This is a genomic window from Clostridium sp. DSM 17811, assembly GCF_018861905.1.
GTDB classification, from domain to species: Bacteria; Bacillota; Clostridia; order Clostridiales; family Clostridiaceae; genus Clostridium_AD; species Clostridium_AD frigoriphilum.
In genome coordinates this window covers 1-10597 of sequence record NZ_JAHLDU010000052.1, presented here as the reverse complement: position 1 = coordinate 10597, position 10597 = coordinate 1, and the positions used below count along the sequence as shown (strand labels likewise).

General features: G+C 29.9%; 10 protein-coding genes and 1 pseudogene. 6 read left to right on the top strand and 5 right to left on the bottom strand.

Annotated features, from left to right (window positions below; all coding sequences use genetic code 11):
- From KPL44_RS24265 to KPL44_RS24255, 3 genes are all read right to left on the bottom strand, one after another.
- The coding region (locus tag KPL44_RS24265) for an acyl-CoA dehydrogenase family protein (RefSeq protein WP_367302968.1) at positions 1-132 on the bottom strand (132 nt) is incomplete at its 3' end.
- Positions 133-563: 431 nt separating this feature from the next.
- Entirely contained in the window at positions 564-1001 is a 438-nt protein-coding gene (locus tag KPL44_RS24260; RefSeq protein ID WP_216255840.1) for a DUF2383 domain-containing protein, read from the bottom strand.
- 60 nt (positions 1002-1061) lie between these two features.
- Positions 1062-1526 (bottom strand): hypothetical protein, encoded by a 465-nt coding sequence (locus KPL44_RS24255; RefSeq protein ID WP_216255839.1) that lies wholly within the window; start codon positions 1524-1526, stop codon positions 1062-1064.
- Between the two features lie 303 nt (positions 1527-1829).
- On the opposite strand from KPL44_RS24255, the gene KPL44_RS24250 reads away from it, so the two are divergent.
- Positions 1830-2771 carry a DMT family transporter gene (locus tag KPL44_RS24250; protein ID WP_216255837.1) on the top strand — a complete coding sequence of 314 codons (942 nt, stop codon included), beginning with the start codon at positions 1830-1832 and terminating at the stop codon, positions 2769-2771.
- A gap of 19 nt (positions 2772-2790) precedes the next feature.
- Here KPL44_RS24250 and KPL44_RS24245 read toward each other — a convergent pair whose 3' ends face one another.
- Complete coding sequence (locus KPL44_RS24245; RefSeq protein ID WP_216255835.1) at positions 2791-3468, bottom strand: VTT domain-containing protein; 678 nt, start codon at positions 3466-3468, stop codon at positions 2791-2793.
- A 303-nt stretch (positions 3469-3771) separates the two neighbouring features.
- Here KPL44_RS24245 and KPL44_RS24240 point away from each other — a divergent pair, with 303 nt between their 5' ends.
- The 3 genes from KPL44_RS24240 to KPL44_RS24230 all read left to right on the top strand — a co-directional run bounded on the left by KPL44_RS24240 (position 3772) and on the right by KPL44_RS24230 (position 8082).
- Positions 3772-5484 carry a methyl-accepting chemotaxis protein gene (locus KPL44_RS24240; protein WP_216255833.1) on the top strand — a complete coding sequence of 571 codons (1713 nt, stop codon included), beginning with the start codon at positions 3772-3774 and terminating at the stop codon, positions 5482-5484.
- Between the two features lie 103 nt (positions 5485-5587).
- Positions 5588-7057, top strand: a complete 1470-nt coding sequence (gene gtfA / locus KPL44_RS24235; protein WP_216255831.1) for a sucrose phosphorylase — start codon at positions 5588-5590, stop codon at positions 7055-7057.
- 53 nt (positions 7058-7110) lie between these two features.
- Positions 7111-8082, top strand: coding sequence for a LacI family DNA-binding transcriptional regulator (locus KPL44_RS24230; RefSeq protein WP_216255830.1), 972 nt, complete (start codon positions 7111-7113; stop codon positions 8080-8082).
- 149 nt (positions 8083-8231) lie between these two features.
- Here the strand turns inward: KPL44_RS24230 and KPL44_RS26150 are convergent.
- Positions 8232-8381: pseudogene (locus KPL44_RS26150) on the bottom strand (LacI family transcriptional regulator); the annotation flags it as partial.
- 430 nt (positions 8382-8811) lie between these two features.
- Here KPL44_RS26150 and KPL44_RS24220 point away from each other — a divergent pair.
- Together KPL44_RS24220 and KPL44_RS24215 are read left to right on the top strand one after the other, a co-directional pair.
- Positions 8812-10095: an ABC transporter substrate-binding protein gene (locus KPL44_RS24220; RefSeq protein WP_216255828.1), complete on the top strand. Its 1284-nt coding sequence runs from the start codon at positions 8812-8814 to the stop codon at positions 10093-10095.
- A gap of 94 nt (positions 10096-10189) precedes the next feature.
- The coding region (locus KPL44_RS24215) for a carbohydrate ABC transporter permease (RefSeq protein WP_216255842.1) at positions 10190-10597 on the top strand (408 nt) is incomplete at its 3' end.

Below are 10597 nucleotides of genomic sequence, written 5' to 3'. Positions count from 1 at the left end.
TTTTTCTACTGTTTCGCTAGGAAATCTTTCTGTAACATCTATTTCCGCAGCTAAAGGTTTAACTTCGTTTAATGCGAATTCACTTACCATCTGTTTTACAAATTCTTGTTCCTTTGTCAATGTAAAATTCATGAAATTGCCTCCTCGCTATTTTGTAAGATGGAAAACAAGTATTAGTTGATACCTATCTTATTCTTTGTTCATAGTAATTATAAGTCTTGTTGTAAAAACGTTTTCTTCATATCTAATTATAAACACAATACTTTCAATATTCAACATTAGTATCTATAAATAATATAAGCAAGAATAATGCCATGTCTGTTTTAAAGACATAATCGCCACTTAAACACAAAAAATACTTCAAAGTTAGTGGAAATATAATTATTTACTAAAAAATATCTTTTATTATTACACTATTTACATATTTTAATGTAAATTTGGGCGTGTGTGTACTAGAATTAGTACAACTGAACTAAGACATCATAAATAATGTTTTTATACATGAACAGTTTAATATAATATGTATTAAAAGTGTTCTAAAATTAGTACATTTACAGTTGAAATTACTTAGAAGTATTAATAATATTATTCAATGAATCAATATTATTTTGATGGTCTTTTATTATATTATTTAAAATAGTAGAGTTACTAAATACTGAATTATTTGCTATTAATCCATTAATAGTTTTTATTGCCATGAACTCACCTTGTAGGGCTTCTTTAAGATAACTAGTATTATCGGTAGTGCCAATATGCTTTATATTTGATATAGTTTCTGCGACTACTCCTTGAATTCCAATACTGCCAGAGGGCCTACCTCCAAGATCTTGTATTTTAGTAGAAATCTGTAGAGTATGTTGTTTATGGGTTCGTTGTATGTTTTGTAATTTAGCTTTAATATTTATGTTACTCGCATGGTTTATCAACGCTTCCAAACTGTCAATAGACATATATTCACTCTCGAGAAGGAAATTTAAATTTTTAATATTTTCACTATTCATTACTATCAACTCCTCTAATATTTAGGTTGCCCAAATAGAGGATACTTATTAATCCGATTTTTAAAGTGAACTTTTTAACATTTTTTCATGATATAGGTACAGCTGTTTCATTAAAATTTTATCTGCTTGCGTTTGATTTATAGTACCATTATCAACAAGTGTAGTTATTGGATTTATATAATTAATGTTAGTATTACTTTTATATAATTTATTTTCTGAATTGATTATAGTTTTTGCATAATCAATATTGTTGACCTTTGTAGTTTTAGATTTATTTAGTACAGATTTAATTTTATTTGCTTGAGCCTGAGTTATGGTACTAGTAATTATAGGTTCTTCTAAATTGGTTTTTAAATTTCGTTTTGTTTTAGTATTTATTTGTTTACACTCGCTTGTTAAAACTGTATTTCCGTTAATGTTTATTGGGGTTGTAGTTAGTGCAAAGGTTGTACTAACAGAGGATAAATATATACCCCCTGTTAATATTCCAGTTAGTATTTTGGTCTTTAAAGATATATTTTTCATTTTAGTATCTCCTCACTAATTTATTAATTATTTATTTCTATGGTTAAATTATATCAATTGTAAGTGTCAGAAGAGTGTCAATATGATGTATATTTTGTTTGGTTTATGTATTTTTTATAAATGTTTATTTATAGGTCAAAAAAGTAGTAACTAAAATTATATTAAAACGGCAAAATGGTAAAATAAAGCATATTGTGTTAAAATGAAGGTGCTGTATATGTAATATAAACTTATAATTCTGTCTAGGCAGTATTTTTAATTATATCAGTCATTAACAAATTTATATATTAGAGGTGTCTATAAATGAAAAAAGGATTTTGGTTTATTATTCTGTCTGCTTTTCTTTTCAGCACTATGGAAATAGTTTTAAAAATGGTGTCTAATCAATTTAACCCTATACAGATAAGTTTCTTAAGATTTTTTATAGGGTCTATCATGTTGCTTCCGCTAGCTTTAAAAAATTTAAGGAGTAAAAAGCTTTCTTTAAACAGGAATGATTATTCATTTTTTATATTAACAGGCTTTATTTGCGTTGTAGTAAGTATGACATTTTACCAACTTGCCATTTTTTATTGTAAGGCATCTATAGTTGCGGTTCTATTTAGTTGTAATCCTATATTTGTAGTTACTTTCGCTTTCTTTTTAATGGGAGAAAAATTATATAAGCATACCATTATTACAATGGGATTAAGCATAATTGGAATGGTATGTATATTGAACCCTTTTAATATGACAATAAGTTTACAAGGTATAATATTTATTGTTATTTCTACTGTAACATTTGCTTTGTATAGTGTAATATGCAATAAGAAATCCGAAAAATTTGGAGGGGTAGTATTAACTTGTTTTAGCTTTTTAATGGGTAGCCTTGAAATGTTAGTACTTATGCTTATTACAAAATTAAGTTTTATATCAAAAATTTTATCAGATAATGGGTTAAAGGAATTCGCTAATATTCCTATATTGCATGGTATAACACTAAGCAATATTCCAATGCTTGCTTATATTAGTATTTTTGTAACTGGGCTTGGTTACACGTTTTATATATTAGCGATGGAAGAGACGTCTGCATCTACTGCATCAATTGTATTTTTTATTAAGCCTGCTTTAGCGCCGATTTTAGCTTTAATAATTCTAAAAGAGGCAATTGCCGCAAATACGATGATAGGAATTGCTTTTATTGTTATTGGGTCAATTATAAATTTTAGAGAGAATAACAAATTGGCTAGAAACACTATTAGCTAACATTATTAATTAAATATTATTAAACTTCAGTACTAGGGATATCATTTTTATTGGGTTCCCTTTTTTTGTGCATTTCTTTAAAAAACAATACAATTCCAGGTAGTAATGAAACTATTATTATGGTTATTAATGCAAAAGAAAAATGATCTTTTATAAATGATAGATTTCCTGCAAAATAACCTCCACCTAAAAACAAACTTACCCATAATCCATCACCAATCATATTGCAAGGAATAAATTTAAGATAACTCATTTGTGAAATCCCAGCCACAAAAGGGGCAAATGTTCTAAGTATAGGAACAAATCTTGCGAGTATTATAGTTAATGAACCATGTTTTTTATAAAAAGCTTGAGCTTTTTTTAGATATTCCTTTTTAATAAATAGTACCTGTTGCTTCCCTAATATATTGCTTCCAATCTTCCTGCCTATATAATAATTAGAAATATCACCAAGTAATGCTGCAAAATATCCTACAACTAGAAGAGTGGAAATATTCATTGATCCGAGTCCTGCTAGTGCTCCTGCTGCAAATAACATTGAATCACCTGGTAGAAAGGGTGTAACAACTAAGCCTGTTTCTAAAAATATAATTAGAAAAAGAATAACGTATGTTAATATCCCATACTGATGTAATATTAAAATTAAATATTTATCGATATGCATTAGTCCGCTTATAAAATTCATTGAAATATTCATATTTTTCCCTTCCATCATTAGAATATTAAGTTAAATCTCCTCACATAAGTTACATGCTAGTTAATGGCACTTTTAAATTATGGGGTCTTTATTATTTTGCACATATATATGTTAATTATGATAAGAAAATTTATATTTTTTATATTATAGGAAAAGAATTGGTGATTTAATAAAATATTATAAGCAACTCAAATAAGATAAGGTTCACATAATTATTTGATATTTGTAATACAATCGTTGGTTATAATCTTAAACATAGGGATTAAACAGAAAAAAAGTATTCTATTTGAGGAGTGGGGATTAATGAAATGGTTTAGCAATTTAAAAATGATTCAAAAATTACTATCAGCTTTTTTACTTGTTGCAATGTTTATAGGTTTAATTGGATTTACGGGGACGAGCAGTATGAGAAATATCAATACAAATGTTAACAATATTTATAATAATGATTTGATAGCGATTAAAGATATTAGCCGTATTATTACAAATTCAGTACAAATTAAGGCAGATGAGGTGTCAATTAGTGATTCTAGAAATAAAAGCAATTTACAAACAATAAAGGCTAGTATTGCAGATATGGAAACTATAAATAATACACTTATATTAGAATACAAAACTACGATTACAACTGATTTAAGTAAACAACAATTTGCAAAATATGAAAAATTACTTTTGGAGAATCTTACAAATAGAGAAAAATTAATTAAACTAGTTGATAATGGAGAGTATGTTAAAGCAAGTAAGCTATTATCAAGTGGTGATGCAAATACAAATGATATGATTAAAACTCTAGTCAAAGAATTAACAACAGATTCAAATGCTGCAAAAGTTGATTATGAAGCTAGTCAAGTGTCTTTTAATAAAGCAAGTAGGATAATCAATGTATTAAGTATTCTAGGGTTAGTTGTCGCTATTATGTTGGGTTTAATAATAGCTATTACAACCTCAAGGCAAATAAAGAAAATTCTAAAAGTTGCACAATCACTTGGAGAAAATGATTTATCAAAGACCGTTGATATTAATGATAAAAGTGAAATCGGAAGTTTAGCAAAGGCAATAAATAAAGCTATATTAAATTTAAAAATATTAATTTCTGAGATATCAGAAAGTGCTACTGGTATTACTGCCACTAGCCAAGAACTATCTGCTACAACAGAAGAAATATCAGCGAAAATGGAGATAGTAAATGAATCAATAAAACAAGTAGCATTGGGAGCAGAGCAACTTAGTGCAACGACTGAAGAAATAAACGCTACAACAGAAAATATTGCACAAAATGTGGCAGAAGTGACTGGGAGAGCAAATAAAGGAAATAATATTGCAAAAGACATAGAGAAAAAAACAATTGGCCTTAGAAAAAGTGCGCAAGATAGTTCAGATACCACAAGTGAATTATATTTTGTAAATCAAACAAGCATACTAAAAGCAATCGAAGAAGGTATGGTTGTTAGTCAAGTTAAAATAATGGCTGATGAAATAGGAAACATAGCCACCCAAACAAACCTCCTTGCACTTAATGCAGCGATAGAAGCCGCAAGAGCGGGAGAGCAAGGTAAGGGATTTGCTGTGGTAGCCAATGAAGTTAGAAAACTTGCTGAAAAATCAGCAGATGCAGTAAAACGCATTCAAAATGTAACGACCGGAGTTGAAAAAGCATTTAAAAATCTTTCGGGCAGTGCTCAAGAAGTTTTGGAATTCATGGATAATAAAGTTAAGCCGGATTATGAATTATTTGTAGACACAAGTAAGCAATACGGGGAAGATGCAGTAGTATTCAATAATCTATCAACAGACATTGGATCTTCAATGAATATGGTTAATGCAACAGTATCAGAAATTCATAAAGCAATAGAGAATGTATCTGCTACGGCTGAGGAATCAGTGGCTAGTTCAGAGGAAATACTTGCAAGTGTTAATGAATCTTTTATGGCTATTGAAGAAATAACAAATGCTACTCAAAGCCAAGTAATACAAGCGGAGAAACTAAGTGATATGGTTCAAAAATTTAAGCTATAAGACAAATAAAATACAACATGTCAACCTATTGACATATATTAAAGTCACATATATAATAAAATCAAATAGATTCTAAATAGATTTTATAAGGAGAGATTTTAGTATGGCAGTAAAAAATCAAGTACAGCTTATTACTTATCCAGATTCTATGGGAGGTAATTTAAAAATTCTTAACAATGTACTTTTAAAACATTTTTCTGATATCTTTAAAGGTGGAGTTCATATTCTGCCACCATTTCCGTCTTCAGGAGATAGAGGGTTTGCACCACTTACATATTTGATGATAGAGCCAGAGTTCGGTACATGGGAGGATATAAAAGACATAGGAGAAAACTTTGATATATTGGTTGATTTAATGGTTAATCATATTTCAGGTAAGTCTATATATTTTCAAGATTTTCTTAAAAAAGGTAGAAAATCAGAGTATTCTGACTTATTTATCACTTTGGATAAGATTTGGGAAGATGGAAAACCAGTTAAAGAAGACATTGAAAGGATGTCACTTCGCAGGACAGTGCCTTATTCAAACTTTAAAATAGAAGAAACGGGTGAGGAAGAGAAGGTTTGGACTACTTTTGGTAAAACTAGCCCTTCTGAGCAGATTGATTTGGATGTAAGGTCAGATAAGGTAAAACAGCTTCTTAAAGATTTTTTTGTGAATTTTAGTAAGCATAACGTTAAAATAGTGAGATTAGATGCAGTTGGATATGTTATCAAAAAGCTTGGAACAAGTTGTTTTTTTGTAGAACCGGAAATATATGATTTTCTTGATTGGATTAAGAAATTGGCGGATTCTATGAAAATTGAATTGCTTCCAGAAGTTCATTCACATTACTCAACTCAATACAAACTTGCAGAGCATGGGTTCTGGATTTATGATTTTATTCTGCCTTATACCATTCTTGATACATTAATAAATAAATCAAGTGAGAAGCTTTGTGAATACCTTAAGGATCGTCCGTCGAGACAATTTACAATGCTTGACTGCCATGATGGTATTCCTGTAAAACCTGATATGGATGATCTCATAGATACTAAGGAAGCTAGAAAACTTGTAGATTTGACCCTTAAGAGAGGCTCAAATTTAAGCCTTATTTTATCAGAAGAAGATAAGTCAGAAGATGGATTTGATGTGCATCAAATAAGAGGCTCTTACTACTCTTTATTGGAGTGTGATGATGATGCATATTTGGCAGCTAGAGCAATTCAATTTTTTGTACCTGGGATACCGCAGGTATATTATGTGGGACTACTAGCAGGGGAAAATGATGTTGAAAATGTAAAGAAAACTGGTGAAGGTCGTGAAATTAACCGTCACAACTTCACTCTTGAGGAAATTGAGCAGTCAGTTAAAAAAGAAGTTGTTCAAAGACTTTTAAAACTTATCAGATTTAGAAATGAATACCCTGCTTTTAATGGAAAATTTAAAGTTATTCATACTGCTAAAGACGAAATTCGACTTTATTGGCATAAGGATGATAGATATTGTACATTATTTATAGATTTAAAAACTAATAAGTCTGTGATAGAATATATTGATGAGTCTAGCAAGGTAGCTCAATATTTAGTATAAGAAGTTATAATGTAAATGACTCAAATTGATTGTGCAAGGGTGAGGATGTCTTTATGGCAACGATAAAAGATGTGGCTAAGATAGCTGGGGTCACTGTTACAACTGTTTCAAGGGTTTTAAATAATAGAGGCTATATAAGTCAGGTTACTAGAAACAAGGTTCATGAGGCTATGAAAGAACTTGATTATCAGCCGAATGAAATAGCACGTTCTTTATTCAGAAGAAAGTCTAACATGATTGGGCTTATTATTCCAAATGTAGCTCATCCATTTTTTGCGGAACTTACTAGTTATATAGAGTATTATGCTTATAAGGCTGGCTATAAGATTTTGTTATGTAATTCTTATCAAGACAGCGTTAAGGAAAAAGGTTATGTAGAAATGCTTAAAAGATATCAAGTGGACGGAATAATTATGGGAAGCCATACCTTAGAGACCTCGGATTATCTTATTCCTAATTTGCCTATTGTAGCACTTGATAGAACATTTACTAATAATATACCTTTTGTCACTTCGGATAATTATAATGGAGGTATTTTGGCTACAAATCTTTTGATAGATAGAGGATGTAAAAATATTGCTCATATAAGCGGACCACTTGAAATTAATACTCCAGCTAATAAGCGTTATCAGGCTTTTATGGATGTCGTACTGGAGAGAAAAGTAAATTTTATTATAAAACAGGCAAAGCTTGATATTTTTGAGGGCTATGAGAAGCTGGCTTATAAGTTGTTTGAAGAGCATCCAGATATAGATGGTGTTTTTGCTAGCAGTGACATGATAGCAGCTTCAATAATACATGTTGCTAACTTAATTGGAAAAAATATTACAAAGGACTTAAAAATTGTTGGGTATGATGATATTAATATAGCATCACTTATAGTCCCACCTTTAACTACAATAAAACAACCAATAGAAGAGATGGGGGAGCTAGCAGTAAAAATTCTAATAGATTTACTCGAAAAAAAAGAAGTAGATATAGAAAATATCTTGCCTGTAACTTTAGTGGAAAGAAAAACCACTTAAGAGTTTATTTAAATGAATTATTAATAGAGACTATGGAGAATATTACATAGTCTCTATTTTTATCGTGCGTTCTGCATGGGCGCAATCTAATGGAAGTCTGCGGCCAAACTCTGGTCTGACGCACAAATGTTTTCTACATGGAAAACTAATTATAAAAAAAACGGATTGCTTGTAGTTGGAAAAATTAATCCAATTATATATGTTAGATTATAAAAAAGTGATATTGTGAGATCATTTCGATGATAGTTTAGTTCTTTCAATGCTTTGTGAATGTTTTCCTTTGTTTTTGCACTAATATAACCACGATTATTCCTATAATTTAAATTATTTAATGTCCTCTAAAAAACTTATTAATTAATTATTGTCCAAAGTTTTTTCATTATAATTGATTAAGATCACATATATTGCCATATCACAAAACATTAAATTTGAGGTAATTCTATAATTATTTTTAAACAGTTATCTCAAAATCTCATGAGATACATAATAATCTAAAATCTCCTATGTGTCCAGATAATAATCATAAATTATGAGGTTGATAGTGAAGTTTTGTTGATATATATTTGGATATAGAAAATGCTTTCTTAAATTAAGTCATACGGTTGACATGTTTAAAAATATTGTATATAATATACCTATAGTAATCATTTACATAATGCTTTTATGGATTGCTAATTTAGCAATTTATAAATATACAAATATGAATAAATAAAGAGGGGGATTTAAAAAATGAAAAAAAGTTTACACAAGATTATTGCGGTTGCACTTACTTCTATGGTTATGATGTCCACTTTAGCGGGCTGTGGTACTTCTAAGACCACCAGCGGTACAAGTAATAAACCTGTAACTCTTACTTATGAAATTTGGGATAAAAATCAACAACCAGGTATGCAAGCTATCGCTGATTCTTTCCACAAATTAAATCCAAATATAACAGTAAAAGTGGAAGTTACACCTTGGGATCAATATTGGCCAAAAATGGAGGCAGGGGCTTCAAGTGGAACACTTCCAGACGTATTCTGGATGCATTCGAATGCTTTCTTAAAATATGCTAATGGTGGTATGTTGATGGATTTAAGTGACACTATAAAGAATAGTAAAGACGTAAAAATGAGTAATTTCCCTAAGGATCTTGTAAATCTATATACATTAAAGGGTAAAAATTATGCTATGCCTAAGGATTACGATACAATAGCATTATGGTACAACAAGACTATCTTTGATGAAAAGGGTATTGCTTATCCAGATGCAACTTGGGATTGGAATAAGCTTTTATCAGTTGCTCAAAAGTTAACTGACCCTTCAAAGGGAGTGTATGGTTTTGGGGCTCCTTCAGATGACCAACAAGGTTACTATAATTTTGTTTACCAAAATAAAGGATATATACTTTCACCTGATAATAAAAAATCAGGTTTTGGTTTAGCAGCTACCAAACAAGCAATACAGTGGAATGTTGATCTAAGTCGAAAATATAAGGTATCTCCAACTCAACAACAATTTGCAGATACTAGCTATACGACATACTTTGAATCAGGAAAAGTTGCAATGGGTTTATTTGGATCATTCATGGTAACTGAATTTAAGAAAAATACTTATGTAGCAAAGAATTGTAATGTAGCTGTTATTCCTCATGGAAAGACAAAAGCAACAATATATAATGGTTTAGGAAATGCTGCTTCAGCAAAAACTAAACATCCCGTAGAGACTTTGAAATTCATAGATTTCTTAGGAACAAAGGAAGCAAATACTATTCAAGCTAAAAAAGGTGCTGCAATTCCAGCATATACAGGGACGGCACAACCATTTATAGACAATACTAAACAATTTAACTTGGCAGTATATCCACAAATGTTAAGCTATGCTGTTTTATTTCCAAATTCAGCAACAAAATCAAAATGGTATGAAATTCAAAATAACACAATGTCAAAGATATATGCTGGTCAACTTACAGTAGAGCAAGGCTGTAGTATAATTGATAAACAAATGAATGCTCTTTTAGCTACTGAAAAGTAATTAATTGATGACAATTAGTGATTATAGTTAACTGTCATCATAATTAACTAAATTTAATTATGATTTTATAAAAGGAGGGTAAATTTTGAAAACGATGATTAAACAAAAGAACACATCGAAACGTTCAGATAAAAAGGTAAAAATTAGTAAGAAAGATTTAAATGACTATTATTGGGCTTATTTTATGATAGCACCTACGATAATAGGACTTATTATATTAAATATATGGCCGTTAATTCAAACTATTTATTTAAGTTTTAATAAAACCAGTGATTTTGGTATTAATCAGTGGATCGGGTTAGATAATTATAAACAGATGTTTTCAGACCCTGCTGTATGGCAAGCAACTTTGAATACACTAAAATATACTGTGATTTCAGTTCCTATCGGCGTTATTCTTTCTTTAGGTATTGCAGTACTACTTAATTCTAAGATAAAAGGTAAAACTATATATCGTACAATCTATTTTCTACCTATGGTTTCAGCACCGGCAGCTATAGCT